Annotated in this window: 17 protein-coding genes; 6 read left to right on the top strand and 11 right to left on the bottom strand. The window is 68.6% G+C overall.

All coding sequences use genetic code 11. The annotated features are described in order from the left end of the window. Nucleotides 1-33 precede the first annotated feature (33 nt). The gene (locus AAHA49_RS02960; protein WP_342037155.1) at nt 34-621 is read left to right on the top strand and encodes a CueP family metal-binding protein; all 588 of its coding nucleotides are present in this window, start codon (nt 34-36) and stop codon (nt 619-621) included. Here the strand turns inward: AAHA49_RS02960 and AAHA49_RS02955 are convergent. After that, complete coding sequence (locus tag AAHA49_RS02955; protein WP_342037154.1) at nt 599-1,474, bottom strand: alpha/beta fold hydrolase; 876 nt, start codon at nt 1,472-1,474, stop codon at nt 599-601. The two genes, AAHA49_RS02960 and AAHA49_RS02955, sit on opposite strands and share 23 nt — an antisense overlap. 173 nt (nt 1,475-1,647) lie before the next feature. On the opposite strand from AAHA49_RS02955, the gene AAHA49_RS02950 reads away from it, so the two are divergent. Beyond that, nucleotides 1,648-3,357, top strand: a complete 1,710-nt coding sequence (locus AAHA49_RS02950; protein WP_342037153.1) for a formate--tetrahydrofolate ligase — start codon at nt 1,648-1,650, stop codon at nt 3,355-3,357. Between the two features lie 51 nt (nt 3,358-3,408). On the opposite strand, the gene AAHA49_RS02945 is transcribed toward AAHA49_RS02950, so the two are convergent. From AAHA49_RS02945 to AAHA49_RS02920, 6 genes are all read right to left on the bottom strand, one after another. After that, nucleotides 3,409-4,833: a hypothetical protein gene (locus AAHA49_RS02945; protein WP_342037152.1), complete on the bottom strand. Its 1,425-nt coding sequence runs from the start codon at nt 4,831-4,833 to the stop codon at nt 3,409-3,411. A gap of 55 nt (nt 4,834-4,888) precedes the next feature. After that, nucleotides 4,889-5,452 carry an antibiotic biosynthesis monooxygenase gene (locus AAHA49_RS02940; protein ID WP_009376284.1) on the bottom strand — a complete coding sequence of 188 codons (564 nt, stop codon included), beginning with the start codon at nt 5,450-5,452 and terminating at the stop codon, nt 4,889-4,891. A gap of 66 nt (nt 5,453-5,518) precedes the next feature. Further along, complete coding sequence (locus AAHA49_RS02935) at nt 5,519-6,919, bottom strand: hypothetical protein (RefSeq protein WP_342037151.1); 1,401 nt, start codon at nt 6,917-6,919, stop codon at nt 5,519-5,521. A 52-nt stretch (nt 6,920-6,971) separates the two neighbouring features. Next, nucleotides 6,972-7,766 carry an NAD(P)-binding domain-containing protein gene (locus tag AAHA49_RS02930; protein ID WP_342037150.1) on the bottom strand — a complete coding sequence of 265 codons (795 nt, stop codon included), beginning with the start codon at nt 7,764-7,766 and terminating at the stop codon, nt 6,972-6,974. Nucleotides 7,767-7,823: 57 nt separating this feature from the next. Further along, nucleotides 7,824-9,071: a cytochrome P450 gene (locus AAHA49_RS02925; RefSeq protein WP_342037149.1), complete on the bottom strand. Its 1,248-nt coding sequence runs from the start codon at nt 9,069-9,071 to the stop codon at nt 7,824-7,826. Nucleotides 9,072-9,096: 25 nt separating this feature from the next. Beyond that, on the bottom strand, nt 9,097-10,047 hold the full coding sequence (locus AAHA49_RS02920; protein ID WP_342037148.1) for a PDR/VanB family oxidoreductase: 951 nt from the start codon (nt 10,045-10,047) through the stop codon (nt 9,097-9,099). Nucleotides 10,048-10,176: 129 nt separating this feature from the next. Between AAHA49_RS02920 and AAHA49_RS02915 the strand changes: the two genes are divergently transcribed. Further along, complete coding sequence (locus AAHA49_RS02915) at nt 10,177-11,049, top strand: IclR family transcriptional regulator (RefSeq protein ID WP_342037147.1); 873 nt, start codon at nt 10,177-10,179, stop codon at nt 11,047-11,049. Here the strand turns inward: AAHA49_RS02915 and AAHA49_RS17830 are convergent. Next, on the bottom strand, nt 10,982-12,121 hold the full coding sequence (locus AAHA49_RS17830; protein ID WP_425286495.1) for a helix-turn-helix transcriptional regulator: 1,140 nt from the start codon (nt 12,119-12,121) through the stop codon (nt 10,982-10,984). The two genes, AAHA49_RS02915 and AAHA49_RS17830, sit on opposite strands and share 68 nt — an antisense overlap. A 107-nt stretch (nt 12,122-12,228) precedes the next feature. Here AAHA49_RS17830 and AAHA49_RS02900 point away from each other — a divergent pair, with 107 nt between their 5' ends. Beyond that, on the top strand, nt 12,229-12,630 hold the full coding sequence (locus tag AAHA49_RS02900; RefSeq protein WP_342037146.1) for a VOC family protein: 402 nt from the start codon (nt 12,229-12,231) through the stop codon (nt 12,628-12,630). 112 nt (nt 12,631-12,742) lie between these two features. Here the strand turns inward: AAHA49_RS02900 and AAHA49_RS02895 are convergent, their stop codons facing one another. The 3 genes from AAHA49_RS02895 to AAHA49_RS02885 form a co-directional block, all read right to left on the bottom strand. Next, nucleotides 12,743-13,579, bottom strand: coding sequence for a MetQ/NlpA family ABC transporter substrate-binding protein (locus AAHA49_RS02895; RefSeq protein ID WP_342037145.1), 837 nt, complete (start codon nt 13,577-13,579; stop codon nt 12,743-12,745). A gap of 86 nt (nt 13,580-13,665) precedes the next feature. Beyond that, the gene (locus AAHA49_RS02890) at nt 13,666-14,340 is read right to left on the bottom strand and encodes a methionine ABC transporter permease (protein ID WP_339392067.1); all 675 of its coding nucleotides are present in this window, start codon (nt 14,338-14,340) and stop codon (nt 13,666-13,668) included. Further along, entirely contained in the window at nt 14,337-15,311 is a 975-nt protein-coding gene (locus AAHA49_RS02885) for a methionine ABC transporter ATP-binding protein (RefSeq protein WP_342037144.1), read from the bottom strand. Before AAHA49_RS02885 ends, AAHA49_RS02890 begins: the two co-directional genes overlap by 4 nt. Before the next feature lie 375 nt (nt 15,312-15,686). Between AAHA49_RS02885 and AAHA49_RS02880 the strand changes: the two genes are divergently transcribed. Beyond that, on the top strand, nt 15,687-16,946 hold the full coding sequence (locus AAHA49_RS02880) for a metallophosphoesterase family protein (RefSeq protein WP_342037143.1): 1,260 nt from the start codon (nt 15,687-15,689) through the stop codon (nt 16,944-16,946). Between the two features lie 196 nt (nt 16,947-17,142). Then, complete coding sequence (locus tag AAHA49_RS02875; RefSeq protein WP_342037142.1) at nt 17,143-17,655, top strand: GtrA family protein; 513 nt, start codon at nt 17,143-17,145, stop codon at nt 17,653-17,655. Nucleotides 17,656-17,659: the final 4 nt, after the last annotated feature.

The raw sequence follows: 17,659 nt of genomic DNA, 5'->3' as shown, positions 1-17,659 counted from the left end.
GACCCAGCAGCGAGATGCGGAAGCGGGACTGACGTGAAGAGACTGGCGATCGCCGGAGTGGCCCTGACATTGGCACTGAGCGGGTGCGCATCGACCGGGGCGGACGACCCGAAGGCGGAGGCCTCGGCCTCTGCGAGCGCCGCGGCGGGCTTCCTCTCCGCCTACGGCATGGTCGGTCAGGATGCCGTCGGCATCATCGACACCCTCGACCGGCTCACCGAGGAGCAGCGGCCGACCGCGTTCACGGCCTCGATCGAACCGGACCGGCTCGTCCTCGCCGACGCCGCCGGGAAGGTCGCGCTGCCGCTGCCACAGGACAAGAGCTACGTCGCGATCGCCCCCTACGTCTCGCAGACCCACGACTGCTTCTACCACAGCCTCACGACGTGCCAGGGGGAGATGGCGAACACCCCGGTCGAGGTGACGATCGTCGACGACGCGACGGGGAAGACGCTGGTCAAGGAGTCGACGCGGACGTTCGACAACGGGTTCGTCGGCTTCTGGCTGCCCCGGGATGTCGACGGGACGGTGACGATCAGCGCCGGCGACCGGAGCGGCAGCGCGACGTTTTCGACCCAGCCCGACGGGGCCACCTGCATCACGGATCTCCAGCTGAGCTGAGCCACCCCTTCACCTCGGCGGCGAACGCGGCGGGCGCTTCGAGCACCGCGAGGTGCCCGACCTCGGGGAAGCGGGTGAGGTCGACATCTCCCGGCAGTGCCGCGGCCAGCCGGTCCGCCTGCTCGACCGGGATCCACGGATCAGCCTCACCCCAGCTGATGCGCACCGGGGCGCGCACGGCGCCGAGGCGGGCGGTGATCGGTGCGGTGTGCGCCGGTGAGAGTGCGGCGATCTGGCGGTAGAACGCCGCCTGACCGTGCGGCGTCGACCACGGTCGGGCAAGCTCGTCCACCCAGCCGGCGGGCAGATGCGGGCCGGCCGCCCCGGCGATGTACGCGTGCACGAGCGCCCGATGGAGGGCGAGTGGGAGGGCTGCGAAGACCTCCTCGTTCTCGGCGACGAGGCGGAAGAACGGCGACCCCCACGGTGTCAGGGTGACGATGTCGCTGAGGTGGATGGAGGCGAAGTCGACGCCCTCGAACAGGTGGGCGCCGAGGGCGACCGCCCCGCCGATGTCGTGGGCGATGACGTGCGGGCGCTTGAGGCCGCGATCGTCGATGAGGGCGGCGAGCCGCCGCCGTTGGGCGACGAGGTCGACCGGTGGAGCCGCTTCAGCAGGCGTGATCGAGTCCCCGTAGCCGGGCATGTCCCACAGCAGGACACGGTGGTCTCGCGCGAGCCTTTTCGCCAGCGGAAGCCACATCCGCGACGACCACGGCGTGCCGTGGCAGATGACGACATCGCCGAGGCCGAACCCGGTGCGGGGTCCGAGACTCCAGGTCACCGCCTCGGCGGGAGACTCATCGGTCCCGATGTCGAGGGTGACGGTCGTGCGGGAGATGTCGATGCCCATGCACCGACGGTAGGCCCACAGGTCGAGTCGACGTCAAGAGGCAGCGCTGAGGCGATGGCGATTCCAGGCGCTGCGGCAGTGTGAGGAATGCGCCGAACCCGCGGCAGCGCACCCAGCAGATTCATCGGGTGTCTGCGGTCACAAATCGCCCTATGGCAGGCATGATGGGCACTATGAGCATTGACCTTGACATCGCCCTCGCGGCTGAGCTCGATCCCATCGTCGACGTCGCCGCCTCCCTCGACCTCAACCCCGAGAACATCATCCCCTTCGGCTGGACCAAGGCGAAGGTTCCCATCGACGTCCTCGACGCCGCCGCGCAGAACGCCACACCCGGCAGGCTCATCCTCGTCACCGCGATGAGCCCGACCCCGGCCGGCGAAGGAAAGACGACGACGAGCATCGGACTCACCGACGGGCTCAACGAACTGGCGAAGACGAACCCTGAGATCGGGCGCGCCGTGCTCGCGCTGCGCGAGCCGAGCATGGGACCGGTCTTCGGTATGAAGGGCGGAGCAGCCGGTGGAGGGTACGCGCAGGTCGTGCCGATGGAGGACATCAACCTCCACTTCACCGGTGACTTCGCGGCGATCGCCGCGGCCAACAACCTCGCCGCGACGATGCTCGACAACCACATCCACCACGGCAACGAACTCGACGTCGACCCCCGCCGCATCCACATCCGCCGCGTCGTCGACCTCAACGATCGGGCCCTGCGCAACGTCACGATCGGCCTCGGCGGTCTCAACGGGGGAGTGCCCAGGGAGGACCACTTTGACATCGTCGTCGCCAGCGAGGTCATGGCGGTGTTCTGCCTGGCCACCTCGGTGGCGGACCTCAAGGAGCGGCTGGGACGCATCGTGGTCGCCCACAGCCGTGACCGCAAGCCCATCACCGTCTCCGACATCGGTGCGGCCGGAGCGCTCACCGCGCTTCTGCGCGATGCCCTCGCCCCCAACCTCGTCCAGACCCTCGAACACACTCCGGCGTTCATCCATGGGGGACCGTTCGCGAACATCGCGCACGGCTGCAACAGCCTGCTCGCGACGAAGGCGGCACTCACCCTCGGGGACTGGGTCGTCACGGAGGCGGGCTTCGGCGCCGACCTCGGGGCGGAGAAGTTCCTCGACATCAAATGCCGGGCCGCAGGCATCTGGCCCTCAGCTGTGGTCGTCGTCGCCACCCTGCGCGCGCTGAAGTACCACGGGGGCGTCGAGGTGGCCGACGTCCAGACTCCGAACACCGAGGCGGTGATCGAGGGCATGAGCAACCTCGTCCACCACTGCACGAACCTCCGCGACATCTTCGGGCTCACCCCGGTCGTGTGCGTCAACCGGTTCCCGAGCGACACCGACGAGGAGATGGCGGCGGCGCTCGACCACCTCCACGGGCTCGGCATCGCCGCCGTCGAATCCACGCATTGGGCCGACGGCGGCACCGGTGCGGTCCCCCTCGCCGAGGCGGTCGTCGAGGCCGCCGAGAGTGCCGGGGACGGTGACGCCGCGCAGCGGGCCCGCTACAGCTACGAGCTCGACGCGCCGCTCGAGGACAAGATCCGCACGATCGCCCAGCGCATCTACGGTGCCGCCGATGTCGACATCCCCGCGAAGGTCAGGCGCAAGCTGAAGCAGTTCGCCGACGAAGGCTACGGTGACCTGCCGATCTGCGTGGCCAAGACCCAGTACTCGCTGAGCACGGACCCCACCCTGCGTGGGGCGCCGACCGGTCACATCATCGCAGTGCGCGATGTGCGGCTGTCAGCGGGCGCCGGGTTCGTCGTCGTCATCGCCGGTGACATCATGACGATGCCCGGCCTGCCGAAGGAGCCGTCGGCGCTGAAGATCGACGTCACCGAGGACGGGGACATCACCGGCCTGTTCTGAGCGAACTCGGTGTCGGCCTCACCCGGCCGGCGGTCCTGTGCGGCGCCCGGCTCAGGCGACGGGGTAGCCGGCTGCCTCGGCGACCGTGCGAACATGGTCCCAGTCGGCCTCGGCCCTGATCTGCGCGGCCATCGCCGGCGTCAGCGGTGTCCCGGCGAGGAGGGGGTCGACGTCGCGTGGCGTGAGATCGAGATCGTAGTAGTGGCCGAAGTCCTCGGCGATGTCGGCACCGGTCCTCGCCGCCTTCACCGATCCGAGCATCGAGTCGGTCTCTTCGGGCCTGATTCCCTCGCGGACCTTGGGCGCACCGTGCTGCCACGTCTCTCCGGTGCTCCACAGGGCCAGGGTGATGGACGGCGTGCCGGGCTCGCCGTTGAGCTTTTCACTCTCACAGAGCGGAACGAGCGGCTCGGGCAGTCCCTCGAGGAGGCCCGGCCACACCTCGCCCGTCTCGGCGATGTTCATCGGTGATTCGTGATCGAAGGCCCACAGCAGAACCCCATCATCGGTCCGGGCGATGCCGAACCGATCGCCTCCGCCCTCGTCGAGGCGCGCTATCGTCATCCCGCCTGAACTGGTGCAGGTGAACCGGGGTCGTGTGGTTGTGCAGATGGCATCGAGGACGGCCAGCGCCCGCATCCGCTCGGTCGCCGCAGTTGGGGCGAGGAGTTCACCGGCGAGGGTGTCGAGGGCGGATGCGGCCTTCGCCTCGGCGGCGCTGTCGGCTTCGTCCTGAGAGATGATCTCGGTGCTGTCCAGGCGTGGTCCTCGAGCGGCCAGGGCAGAGAAGCTCTCCGCGAGCTGTCTGCTGCTCTCGGTGATCTTCGACAGGAACATCCTGACGTTGTCCACTCGCAGTGCGATTCCATCGTCCGAGGTTTCGGGGGCGAAGATCCCCAACCATCGGGCGACGTCGTCCCCTGTTGCCTCCGGGTGGAAGGTCACACCCCACGCGGCGCTGCCGACCCGGAAGATCTGTGGGCGGGTGGATGAGTGGGTCGGGCTGTGCGTGAAGACCTGCGCGGCCCCCTTGGGGCGGACCCTGAGGTCGTTCCATCCGGCTCCGATCGACTTCACATCTACACCGAGTGCGGCGACCAAGGGGTCGGTCTCACCCGCAGGGGTCTTCTCCACGGAGATATCGCCGATGTGGGCGATCCAGCCGAACGTCTCAAGCGTCTTCTTCGGCATCGCCACTCTGCCGCCGGTGGCCAAGGCAAGCTGCTGAGCACCGAGTCCGATGGCCAGGGTGGGAAGGGAATCCTCGACGGCCTGGACGAGCAGAGCCCTCACCTGCGGCAGCCACGGCATGGCCTCATCGCCGCCGCGTTCGAGAGCGCAGCCGAAGACGATGAGGGGTTCTGCGACCCGGTCGGGGAGCCGATCACCGGCGAAGGGGCGGATGATCGTGGCGTCGGGAATCCACTCGGCGAAGCGACCGGCGGGAGCAAGCGGTTCGGTCTCGATGAAGAGCATGGGCACAGACTAGCCCAGGCGCCTGCGGGATCGGCTGGGGTTGGGACCCCGCAGCTCAGTTCCGGGGCTTCTGCAGCCACGGGCGCAGCAGCCGGGTGCTCACGGGCAGGAAGATGTAGGTCATCAGCGGAGTGAGGATGCAGATGTTGAGGAGGACCGCGAGCACCGGCGGCCAGCTCTCGAGGTGCGGCATGAGGAGGAACGTCGAGAGCAGGCTGAGGGGGAAGAAGGGCAGGAAGATGCTCACCGCCTGCTTCCACCTCGGCGGGACGACGGTCTCCGGGATCGTCACCGCGTTCTCCCCCTGAGGTTCGAACCAGCCTTCGATGCCCGTGCGGTGTTCGACCTTGGTCGTCTCGACGAGTTCGGCGGCGCTGTCGATCCACCACCGACGGTCGTCGGACTCGTCCCAGGCCTTGAGCGACTTCGCATCGGCGAAGCGGTAGAGGACGTGCCATTCGTCGGAGTCGGGTGCGGTGCGGATCCACCCGGAGCCGAGGTATCCGTTCCTCTCGCGGACCAGTTCCTGGCCGGCTTGGACCCACGCGTTGAAGCGCCGGTGGTGTCCGGGCAGGACGGTGCGGGTGATGGAGACGGTGATGGGAGACGGCTGAGGCATGATTGCGATTATAGGGATCGCCTCGGTGTGATCTGCGTCGGGGTCCGCCGGGTCGGCCGCGGCGTCTCAGGCGATGGGGTAGCCGGCCTTCTCAGCCGCCGCGCGGACCTCATCCCAGTCGGCGTCCGGGTTGATCTTCCGCGCGATCTGTTCGGTGAGGGGGCGGCCGCCGAGGATGGGGGTGAGATGGCGTGCGGTGAGGTCGAGGTCGTAGTAGCGGTTGAGGTCGTCGGCGAGATCGCGGGGTGTCGAGGCCGAGCGGATCGGTCCGAGCATCCAGTCGGTGACGGTGGGGGCCTGACCGTCGTGGAGGCGCGGCGTGCCGTGCTGCCAGGTGCCGTCGGTGCTCCACAGTGCAAGGGTGATGAAGGGCTCGCCGGGTTCGTCGTCGAACTCCGGACTCTCGGACCACGGGGCGAGGGCCGCGGGCAGGCCGTCGAGGAGTCCGGGCCACACCGCGCCGACCTCGGCGGGGCTCGTCGCGGATTCGTGGTCGAAGGCACGCAGCAGAGTCTCGGCGCCGGTGCCGACGACGGCGAAGGAGTCGCCGCCGCCGTTGTCCCACTGTGCGACCGTGGTGTCACCGGTGGTGGTGCAGGTGACGCGGGGCCATTCGGGGTCGCAGAGGAACTCGATGACGGCCAATGCCCGCATGCGGTCGAGTGCGGCCTCGGGGGCGAGGAGTTCGGCGGCGAGGGTGTCGAGGGCCACGGTGATCTCGGCGGCGGACTCCACTTCCGTATTCGCCTCCGGGGCGGGGGAGGTGAGTCGCGGGCCGTTGTCGGCCAGCGCGGCGAACGCTTCGGCGAGCTGCTGACCGTACTTCGCGAGCGTGGGGTAGAAGGCGTTGATCACCGTCGTCCGCAAGCTCACCGAGGACTCCGAAGCGTCGGGGGCGAACACCGTTCCCCACGTGAGGAAATCGGGAATCGTCGCCTCGGGGTGGAAGGTCACACCCCAGGCCGAGGTGCCGGCGCGGAAGATCTGGGGACGGGACGCTTTCGACTTCGACTGTGGTCTGACGACTTGGACGGCACCTTTGGGCTTCGCTTCGAGTTCGGCCCATCCGGCGCCGACGGACGACCAATCGGCAGGCATCTGGGAGACGAGGGGATCGGTCTCGCCGTCGGGTGTGCGGACCACCAAGACATTGCCGAACACGGTGCGCTCCGTCTTCGGAGCCTTGATCGTGCCGCCGGTGGCCAGAGCGAGCTGGTGGGCGCCGAGGCCGATGGCGAGAGTGAGGATGGAATCCGCGACGGCCTGGGCGAGCAGAGCCCTCACCTGCGGCAGCCACGGCATGGCCTCATCGCCGCCGCGGTCGAGCTCGGTGCCGAAGACGATGAGAGGTTCTGTGACCCGGTCGGGGAGCGGATCGCCGGCGAAGGGGCGGACGATCGTGGCGTCGGGAATCCACTCGGCGAAACGGCCGGCGGGAGCATGCGGTTCGGTCTCGATGAAGAGCATGAGCACAGAGTAGCCCAGGCACCGGCAGGTTCTGCTGGGGAGGCGACCCGGTTCAACCGGTGACCCGGTCGAGGACCGCAGTGAGCGCGGCCGCAAGCCGAGCCCTGTTGCCGTCATCCATCCAGGTGCTGCGCAGCTGAGCGTTGAGTCCGCCCGGCGTCTCGTGGGCGGCGACGAGTTCGGAGACGGGAGTGTCCGTTTCGGCCAGTGTCGAGCCCAGACCGACGAACTGACCGCGGACGATCGCCTCGGCATCGGTGCGCGACCAGCCCTGAGTGATGAGCCAGTCGGTGATGACCTCGAGGTAGGCGAAGTGCGCGGACATCGTCGCCGTCGTCGCCGACAGGGTGCTGAAGAGCACCTCGGTCGCAGCGACGACGGTTCCTCCGAGCTCGGCGAACAGAGCCTCGACGGTCTCGTCGGCGGGGAAGACCGCGGTGACTCCGCGGCGTTCGCGCACGGCAGGCAAGGGGATGACCCGGACGATCCTCGGCCCGTGCGGCAGCAGTTCGGAGAGAACATCGACGGCGACTCCGGCGACGGCGCTGATCAGCGTCCGGTCGGCGGGGACATCGAGGTCGGCGAGCACCTCGGCGACCTGACCGGGAAGGACTGAGAGGACGATGAGGTCGCTGCGATCGATGACCTCCTGGTTGCTCTGCTCCACCTCGACGGCCTCGTACCTCGCGGCCAGCCCAGCCGAGCGATCCGTACTGCGCGGGGAGAGGACGATCACCGGCGAACTCGTTGCCGGGCCCGGCGCGGGACCGTTCGCCTGCTCGGAGCGGAGACCGTCGACGATCGCCGAGGCGATCTCCCCGACGCCGATGAAGCCGATGGTGGTCATGGAGCCTCCTGCGCTGGCGAGCGTTCGGGACTTACCCTCGCATTGTGCCATCCCGGCTCAGGCGGGTATGAGGCGCACGGGCAGGGACTTCCACCCGAGAAGCGTGTTGTTGATCTTGCGTTCGGGTTCGGCGGTGAACTCGATGCGTTCGACCGCCGGCAGCAGAGCCCTCACCATCGAGGCCGCTTCGAGCCGGGCGACGTGCTGGCCCACGCATTGGTGGATGCCGGATCCGAACGCGACATGACCGGAAGGGTCACGGTCGAGATCGAACTCGTCGGGGTGCTCCCACCGGCGTGGATCCCGGTTCGCCGCCCCGAGGAACATGAGCACCTTCGCATCGGCTGGGATCGCGTGACCGCCGATGGTCACGTCCTTGGACGTCGTGCGGAAGAACGTCTGGACGGGGGATTCGAGGCGCAGCGCCTCCTCGATGGCGGCAGGGACGAGGCTCGGTTCGGACCGCAGTCGTGCGTACTGCTCGGGGTTGGCCGCCAGATGGCAGAGAGTCGCGGCGATCCCGTAGACGGTGGTGTCGACGCCCGCGGTGAGCAGGGAGCGGACGAGCAGCGGGGCCTGGGCCTCGGTGATGTCCGCATCGTCGCTGGTCGACCAGATGTCCGCGCCGAGGCTGGGCTCGGCCAGCGCTTCCCGGGGGCACTGCTGAGACACCCAGTCGACGACGGGACCGATGCGCTCCTCATCCTCGGTGACGAGCCGGTTGCGCGGCCCGAAGGCGTTGAACGCGAAGTTCCCGTACGGCAGGAGGTTCTCCAGACCGTCTCCGCCGAGGCCGAGAGCGGCGGGGAAGACCGACAGCGGGAACGCCTCGGCGATCGTCGGCACGGCATCGAGGACGACCGCGGATTCGTCGTCGCGTTCGCCGTGCCTGAGCAGACAGGCAACGAGCTGCTCGGCGGTCTGCGCCCAGTCCTCCTCGAACCGGCGGACCCGGCGGGGTCCGAGGATGCGCTGGAGCACGGACCGGGGCGCGTCGTGGAGTGGGGGATCCGCCTCGAGGAGCAGCGAGGGCGGCCGCCACGGCTCCTCGTAGCGGAAGTTCGCCAGGCCCACACCCGCGGCGCTCGAGAAGTCCTGCCAGTTCTCCAGGGTCTCCTTCACCGGCTGGTAGCGGGCGACCGCGTAGACGCCGTAGGCGGGGATCCAGACGACGTCGCCGGCGTCGCGGATGCGGGCGTGCATGGGGTGGGGAGCGGCGAGGACCTCCTCGGCGAAGGGATCGACGTCGACGGTGGGGATCGTGGGGTCGACGGGGGCCTGGGTCGCGGTGGGTGGGGCGGTCATCAGCGGTTCCTTCCTGGGCGGGGTCTCAGAGGTCGAGGACGAGGCGGGGTCCGGCGGCCCGGGAGACGCAGGGGAGCATGCAGGCGCCGGCGGCGCGTTCGGTGTCGTCGAGGAGCGCGTCCCGATGGTCGACGGCACCGTCGAGCACGCCGACCTCGCAGGTTCCGCAGACCCCGCGCGAGCACGAGGTGATGACTCCGACGCCGTTGCGGCCGAGCGCCTCGGCGACGCTCTCGTGACCGTCCGCGCGGATGACACGGCCGGAGCTCTCGAGGACGATGTCGTAGGGGTCCGTGTTCACGGGAGCCGTGTTCAGGGCGTCGTTGGTGAACTTCTCGACCCGGATCCGCGTCCGCGGCAGCTGCCCGCATTCGCTCGGCAGAGCGTCGAGGAGGGCCTGCGGACCGCACGCGTAGACCATCGCGGAGTGGTCGAGGTCGCCGAGCCAGTCGCAGATGCTTGCCCGACGCCCGCCCGTCGTCGTGTGGATCCGCACCCGGTCGGGGTGGCGTTCGGCCAGCTCGCGGTAGGCCATGCGCTCCGGTGCCCGGCACAGGTAGAGGAGCTGCCAGGGAATGCCGAGGCGTTCGGCCTGGTCGACCATCGGCATGATCGCGGTGATGCCGATGCCCCCGGCGATGAAGCGGTACTCGCTCGCCGGGGCGAGGCGGAAGTTGTTGCGGGGCCCGCCGAAGCGCACGCGGCTGCCGGGGTGGGCTGCCGCGTGGATCTCCCGGGAGCCGCCGTCGCCCGCGGCTTCGCGTTGGATCGCGATGCGGTAGCTGTGCGGATCCCACCGGTCCCCGCACAGGGAGTACTGGCGGATGGTGCCGCTGTCGAGGATGAGGTCGATGTGGGCGCCGGGTGACCAGTCGGGCAGTCTCCCACCGTCGGGCCGTGCCAGTCGGAGTTCGATGACCTCGGCCGCGACGTCCTGTCGGTGGGTGACGATGAGTTCGTCTGTGGTCGCCGTCATCGGTGTCTCCTTCACGCAGCGTCGTTGCCCGTGGCATCAGTGTGCCGGTGACCGGGTATACCCTGGATGCGAGGTTTCCACTCATCGGAAAAGATGGGCGGGGAGTGTTCTCGACGGAGGTGAGGGCCGATGAGCGGTACGCGCACCGGTGAGTCGATGCTCTCCCGCCACCTGCGCATCCTCGACGTCTTCGGCGTGGACTCCGCGTTCCTCACGCTCTCGCAGATCTCCCGGCGCAGCGGACTGCCCGTCTCGACGGCGCACCGTCTCCTCGACGAACTCGAACGCGAACGCCTCGTCGAACGCCTGCCCGATCGCAGCTACCGTCTGGGCCTGCGCCTGTGGGAGCTTGCGGCGCGCACTCCCGGCGCCCTGGGGCTGCGGGAGATCGCCCTGCCGATGATGCAGGGCGTGCAGGGTGCGATCCGGCAGCACACGCAGCTCGGTGTCCGGGACGGCCGCGACGTCGTCTACCTCGAACGGCTCTCGCACCGCGATGCCGTCGTCAGTGCCACCGTCGTGGGCGGGCGGATCAGCCTCGCCGCCTCGGCGATCGGGCACGTGCTCCTCTCTGCTCTGCCCGAGGAGGCGCTCGCTGACTTGTTCGCCTCCGGGATTCCCCGGTACACGAAGCGGACTCCGCAGACCCTCGCCGAGGTGGCTGCCGCAGTCACCGAGGTGCGGGCGCGGGGGCGTGCGGTCGCCGATGGGCTCGTCCACCCCGATGCCCGGGGGATCGCCGTGCCGGTGCGCGGGCCCGAGGGGGAGATCGTCGCAGGCCTCGGCGTCGTCGTGCCCAACGACGGACGGGACCCGGGGCCGGTGGTCGCGGTGCTGCGCAGAGCCGCGACAGGGATCGAGGAGTCCCTGCGCCGCGCCTACGTCGCCCCCGGCCACCCGCACGCGCTCGCCGGCGCGCGCTACCGCCCGCTCATCAACTCCTCGACCTCCTCGATGGAGTACTTCGACGAGCGGGGACGGGCAGGGCAGGACCGTGAGTAGGAGGCGAGGGTACGCCTCGACAAGGTGACAGGACTGCGTCAGTCCTCGCGGACGCTCTGTGCCTGCGTGTCCGCCGGCCCGGGACCATAGGCCGCGACGAGCTCGGCGCCGATGCGGGCGAGTTCGGTGCGCAGCTCGGATGGATCGAGGACCTCGACGGTCCGTCCCCAGCCGGCGAGCTGCTCGGCGAGGGCGGAGACGAGGTTGGCACCCACCGTCGCAATGACGGTGTCGTCGCCCTCTGTGACGACCGTGAGGTACCGACCGAACTGGCCCTGAAGGATCGGCAGTGCCAGGCCGGACAGCTGATCCGTGCCGTGACCGAGGAGCGCAGGGATTCGACCTCGGCGACGTGGCTGGCCCAGAACCCGGCGAGGTCGAAATCGCGCGGGCGACCGGGCCTCTGCGCGGCACCGGGTCCGCCGGGACTCGGGGATTCGACGACGACCTCGCCGAGGCGGTCGACCCTGTACGCCCGAACCCGGTCACCGGTGTCCGCGGCGTCCGCAGGGTCGGCGACGAGGTACCAGACGCCGGCCTTCGCGACGAGTCCGAGCGGCCGCAGGGCCGTGTGCCGGCCGGTGCCGTCGCGTGAGGTGTGATCGGCCTCGATGAGGCGGTCGCCGATGAGGGCGGTACGCAGAGCCTCGAGTCTGTCCCGAACGGCGTCGTCGGTCGTCGGCGTCCGACTCCACGGTGTGTGGTCGTAGTGGATGGTCGTGGCGAGGACCTCCGCCTCGGCGCGCAGGCTCTCGGGAAGCGCGCGGATGAGCTTGCGCGTGGCGAGACGGGTGTCCGGGTCGGAGAGCCCGGCAGTCCCCAGCATCCAGAAGAGCGAGCGCGCTTCGGGGCCGCCGAGCCCGGTGAGGTTCGTGCGCGCACCGCCGAGCAGCCCCCACCCGCCGCCGCGCCCGGGCCGGACGTGGACCGGAACTCCGGCAGCCGACAGTGCCTCGAGGTCGCGCCGGGCGGTGGCGAGGGAGACCTCGAGTTCGGCGGCCACCTCGGCGGCCGTGACCTGATCCCGGCTCTGGAGGAAGAGGAGGAGGGCGAGAAGCCTGTCTGCGCGCATGGTCCGAGTCTTCCAGTAAAAGTAGTCAGAAGGTGAGCACTTTGGGTGGAATCGTTGACGATGACCCCAACACCTGCGTCGTTGCGACGCCGATCAAGGAGAACGACATGAGCACTCTGACAGGTCTGACGACGATGGTCCTCACTGCCGATGACGTCGCCGCGGCGGCCGACTGGTACGCCGACGTCCTCGGCATCGCCCCGTACTTCCGACAGCCTCCCGAGGGCGAACCGGCCTACATCGAGTTCCGCATCGGACCCGACGAGGACGAACTGGGCATCATGAGCCGGGGCTTCGCACCGGAGGGCACAGCACCCGGCGGCAGCTCGGTGACGTACTGGCACGTCGACGACGTCGACGCGACGCTCGGCGATCTCGTCTCACGGGGCGCTGCCGTGCATGCCCCGGTGACGCCACGCGGGGAGGAGTTCGTCACCGCCTCGGTGATCGACCCCTTCGGCAACGTCCTCGGGCTCATGCACAGCCCGCATTGGGCAAGGCGGCACTGAAGTCCCGTTCCCGGACGCGGGAAAGCGCCCGCCTCGGCGGCGGATTCCACACGGGAATCTCCGTCGGGCGGGCGCTCTCTCGGTGCGATATGCGCGCGAGGCGCTCAGGTGCTCAGAAGCTCGGGAGCACCGAACCGTCGGACCACTTCTCCTCGATGAACTTCTTCACCTCGGGGGAGTGGAGCAGGTCGTTGAGCTTCCGCACGTTCTCATCGTCCTTGTTCGCGGTGCGCACGGCGAGGAAGTTGCCGTACGGGTTGTTCTCCGCCGATTCGATGAGGATGCCATCCTTGGCGGGGCTGAGTCCGGCCTCGAGCGCATTGTTGCCGTTGATCACCGAGGCGTCGACGTCCTGGAGGGTGCGCGCGAGCTGGGCGGCGTCGGCCTCGACGAACTCGAGGTTCTTCGGGTTCTCACGCACGTCGGAGAGCTTCGCACTCACCGCGTCGACGCCGTCGTTGAGAGTGATGAGATCGGCCTCTTCGAGCATCTTCAGCGCCCGACCCTGGTTCGCGGGGTCGTTGTTGATGCCGATCTTCGCGCCCTCGGGCAGGTCCGCAACATCCTTGACCTTGTTCGAGAACAGCGCGAACGGTTCGAGGTTGATCGGTTCGAACCCGGTGATCTCATAGCCCTGGCCCTTGACTTCGGAGTCGAGGTAGGGCTTGTGCTGGAAGTAGTTTGCGTCGATGTCGCCGTCGGACAGCGCCTTGTTCGGCAGCGTGTAGTCCGTGTACTCCTTGACGTCGATGTCGAGGCCTGCGTCGGCGGCGAGGTTCTCGTCGACGAAGCGGAGGATGTCGCCCTGCGGCACGGGGGTGGCGCCGACTGTGAGCTTGGTGACGTCTCCCTCCTTCTGTCCGACAGTGTCCGTGCCGCCGCCGACGAGGCCGCAGCCGGTCAGGGCCAGGGTCGCGGCGGTGGCGACGGCGATGAGCGTGGTCTTCATGACTCTCCTAATGGTGACGATATGGATGTGATGGTGCTGTCGGGCAGGCGCGGATCGCCGCACCTCGGGCTGGGCCCCTATCGGCCTCAGCGGTGGTCGACGAGTCGGGAGACCCGATCGCCGATGAACTGGATGGCGGCGACGATGAGGACGAGGACGACGATGCACGCGATCATCGTGTCCGACTGGTAGCGCTGGTAGCCGTACGAGATCGCCAGCGCACCGAGTCCGCCGCCGCCGACGGCGCCGGCCATCGCGGTGTAGGACACGAGCGTCACCGAGGTGACCGTGGCGGCTCCGATGAGTCCGGGCAGGGCCTCGGGAATGTAGACCTGCCGGATCACCTGGCCGTTCGAGGCACCCATCATCAGCGCTGCCTCGACCTTGCCCTCGGAGACCTCGCGCAGCGCGTTCTCGACGAGGCGCGCGTAGAACGGGATCGCCCCGACCGTGAGCGCCACGACCGTGGCCTGCCAACCCAGCGCCGTGCCCACCATGAAACGGGTGAACGGGATGAGCGCGATCATGAGGATGATGAACGGGATCGACCGGGTGATGTCGACGATGAGCGAGAGCACCCGATAGAGCACGGGGTGCGGGCTCAGTCCGCCCTTCGAGGTTGTGAACAGCCAGATCCCCAACGGCAGGCCGAAGAGGACGGCCAGGCCCGTCGACCATGCGGTCATGAGCAGGGTCTCGATCGTCGCCGGCCACATCTGGTCGGTGATCGCCGGGTTGTCGAACCACATCGGATCGTTCATGCTCCCGCCACCTCCTCGGCGTGGATGCCCTCCGAGGCGAAGGCGATGATGAGCTCCCTCACCCGGGCGGGCTCGCCGACGGAGAAGCGGATGCGTCCGACTTGACGGTTCTCCACCGTTTCGACGGCGCCGGCGAGGATGGCGTCGGCATCGAGTCCGACGGTGCCCGCGCAGCGGAGCACGGCCGGCAGGGTCGTGCCGGCGAGCGCCACTTCGACGATTCCCCGCTCACTCTCGCCGAGGCTGACCGGGGGAAGGGGGACGAGATCCTTGGCCAGGGTCGACCCGGGTTCGGCGATCACCTCGGCGAGCTTGCCCGTCTTCGCCACCCGGCCGTCGGCGAGCAGTGTCACGGAGTCGCAGATCTCGCGGACGACGGACATCTCGTGGGTGATGATGAGGACCGTGATGCCCAGGCGGTCGCGCAGGGAGCGGATGAGGCCGAGGATCTGCTCGGTCGTCGAGGCGTCGAGAGCCGAGGTCGGTTCGTCGCACAGGAGCACCTTGGGCTCGGCGGCCAGGGCGCGGGCGATGCCCACACGCTGGCGCTGCCCGCCGGAGAGCTGCGCGGGATGGTTGTCGACGCGGTCACCGAGGCCGACGAACTCGAGCAGCTCCCGGGCCTTCGCGGTGCGCTCAGCCTTGCCGATACCGGCGATCTGCAGCGGATGGGCAACGTTGTCCAGGGCGGTGCGCGAGTCGAGGAGATTGACGTGCTGGAAGACCATGCCGATGTTGCGGCGGGTCCGGCGCAGACCGGCGCCCGTCTGCTCGGTGAGGTCGGTGCCGTCGATCGAGACGGTGCCCGAGGTCGGCTTCTCGAGGCCGGTGAGGCAGCGGATGAGCGTGGATTTGCCGGCGCCGGAGCGACCGACGATGCCGTGGATCTCTCCCGCGGGCACGCTGAGGTCGATCTCCTCGAGCGCGACGGTGCCTCCGAACTCCTTCCGCAGACCGCGCAGTTCGATCACAGGCCTCTCCTCCTCGGATGATTCTGGGATGGGATTCCGACGGTGGCCGGGTCCCGCAGTTGGGCACAGCAGTACCCGGTGAGGGCATGTGTGCGGACGATTCAGCATGCCAAGGGACTCGCTTGCCCGGTGTCGGCCATGACACAAAAGGACGCATAGGGTGCAGAACGTGACGAAGGCCTCACAGTAGGGGGCGGTGGGATCGGAGAGTCGAACCGAAATCGCCTCGCACATCTGGGTGAACAGCAGGGGTCGCTGCTTCGTCTGCGGACGTTGCCCTGCGGTTCAACCCGATGCCATCCGCCGTCCATAGTGTCGGTCCCTGTGGCTGCGCGCACCACCGCGCGAGAGCCGACAGCGACCGAAAGGCGGAGAATGAACGACGACACAGCGACCGGAGACGGGGAGACTCGGACGGGAGCAGGTGCCTGGAATCGGCGCGGCATGCTCCAGGCCGCCGGGGTGACGGCCCTCGGCGCCGGACTGGCCGGCCTCGGGGCCGCCCCGGCAGCGGCCAAGCCGGGCAAGGAGAAGAACCCGAAGAAGCCGAAGAAGACCAAGGTCACCGACGACGACGGGATCGTGCGCGGTGAGTTGGCGTTCAACGGCTCCGGGGCCTTCACGATCGTTCAGTTCAACGACACCCAGGATTCGCACCGCACCGATGTGCGCACGACGGAGCTGCAGAACGCCGTCCTCGACGAGGCGAAGCCGGACTTCGTCGTCATCAACGGCGACGTCATCGACGGCGGCCCGAAGACGGTCACCGAGGTCAAGCAGGCCATCAACAACGTCGTGCTGCCGATGGAGCAGCGCCAGATCCCGTGGGCGCTGACCTTCGGCAACCACGACGAGGACAGCACCGGGGCGACCGGATTCGACGAAGCCGACATGATCGACTTCATCGGTCAGTACCGTTACAACCTCAACACCCCCGGCGCCGACGTCACCGGCACCTCGAACCAGGTGCTCACGGTCTCAGCCTCCGGCAGCAAGGACGACGCCTTCGCCATCTGGCTGCTCGACTCGGGACGGTACGCACCGAAGGAGATCGCCGGGCAGAACTTCGAGGGCTACCCCGACTGGGACTGGCTGCGCTTCGATCAGGTCGAATGGTACGCCGAGGCCTCGCGGGAGCTCGAGAAGCGGGCGGGTGCCAAGGTGCCCGGACTCGTCTTCCAGCACATCGCCCTCCACGAGCATCGGTCGATGTGGTTCTCGAGCATCGACTCGCGCACCGAGGCGGACCACACCCGTGCGAAGGCGAAGCACTCGATCATCGGTGAGCGCAACGAGGCCGAATGCCCTGGACCCTTCAACTCGGGGATGTTCAATGCGATGCTCGCCCGCGGCGACGTCCGTGGCCTGTTCGTCGGCCACGACCACATCAACACGTACTCGGGCAACTACTACGGCATCGAACTCGGGTACTCCCCGTCGACCGGATTCGCCCCCTACGGTCTCGACGGTGCGGAGCGCAACCGCCTGCGCGGGGCGCGCGTCTTCACCCTCAAGGAGGGCGCCGACGGCGTCTACACCGGGTCCGAGATCAAGTACGCCCGCGACTACGGCATCGATGTCGGCCCGGCCGCCCAGCGCGGCGAGCCCGCGGAGTTCCCCGACTATGTGAAGTGAGTGCGGCACTGAGCTCGGATGGGAAGGCCTGGCGAGTTCAGGAAGTCTGCGAATGCATGCCCGCTGGTCTCTTTCAATGCTGACGATGACCAGCGGGCAGCGGCCGTCCTCGCTTGCGCCGCATGGTCCGCGCGACGTCGACTCGCCCGGGGGCATTCAGCGAGTCCGGAATCTGGCCCCCTAGAGTAGTGCTGTCATGAAAGAGTCAGTCTCGGCCCGACTACGGCGCCTCGCGGTGGAAGCCTTCAAATTCCTCACTGTCGGCGGGGTGGGCTTCGTCGTCGACGTCGGACTCTCCAACGTCCTGGCCTACGGGCTCGGTCCGGTGCCCGCGCTGCTCGACGGCAGCCCCATCAAGGCGAAGATCATCTCGACGATCGCGGCGATGATCGTCGTGTGGATCGGCAACAAACTGTGGACCTACGGGGACCGGACGACCGATTCGAACCTGCGCGGCATCGTCCTCTTCATCGTCGTCAACGTCGTCGGCATGATCATCTCCGTCATCCCGCTCGGCGTCACGTGGTATCTGCTCGACATGCGCGACCAGCTGACGTACAACATCTCGACGAACATCATCGGCATCGCCCTGGCCATGGCCTTCCGCTTCTACGCCTACCGCACGTGGGTGTTCAAGGACCAGGCCCCCGCCGCCGAGGTGGTCGTCGAGCTCGACGACTCCAGCACCGTTCCCGGCGATCGGGCTTAGGGCC

Source organism: Brevibacterium ammoniilyticum, assembly GCF_038429965.1.
In the GTDB taxonomy this organism is placed as follows: domain Bacteria; phylum Actinomycetota; class Actinomycetes; order Actinomycetales; family Brevibacteriaceae; genus Brevibacterium; species Brevibacterium ammoniilyticum.
This window is presented reverse-complemented; position numbering and strand designations above follow the sequence as displayed.